The organism is Tepidiforma sp., from assembly GCF_026419595.1.
Taxonomy (GTDB): Bacteria; Chloroflexota; Dehalococcoidia; order Tepidiformales; family Tepidiformaceae; genus Tepidiforma.
Genome location: NZ_JANZZD010000147.1, coordinates 1 through 510, shown reverse-complemented (window position 1 = coordinate 510; position 510 = coordinate 1). Strand labels below are relative to the sequence as shown.

At 48.8% G+C, this 510-nt stretch carries 1 rRNA gene; it reads left to right on the top strand.

From position 1 onward, the window contains the following. Positions 1-510 (top strand): 23S ribosomal RNA (locus N2041_RS14865); the annotation flags it as partial.

Below are 510 nucleotides of genomic sequence, written 5' to 3'. Positions count from 1 at the left end.
TTGTGGGGTTGTAGGGCTGGTGTTCACTGAAAAATCGTTAGTAGAAGCGTACTGGAAAGTACCACCGCAGAAGGTGATAGTCCTGTAGACGAAAATGATTTGAGTAAGTTTATGCACCAGTACCTGAGTACCACGGGACACGTGAAACCCCGTGGGAATCCAGGCGGACCACCGCCTAAGGCTAAATACTTCCTGACGACCGATAGTGAAGAAGTACCGTGAGGGAAAGGTGAAAAGAACCCCGGAAGGGGAGTGAAAAAGAACCTGAAACCGTGTGTTTACAAACAGTGGTAGAGCTATTAGAAAGCTCGACCGCGTGCCTTTTGTAGAATGAACCGGCGAGTTACTAGTATGCAGCAAGGTTAAGCGAAAGTGAAGCCGAAGGGAAACCGAGTCTGAATAGGGCGTGAAGTTGCATGCTGTAGACCCGAAACCGAGTGATCTAGCCTTGGACAGGGTGAAGTTTTGGTAAAACAAGATGGAGGCCCGAACCCACCACTGTTGAAAAAG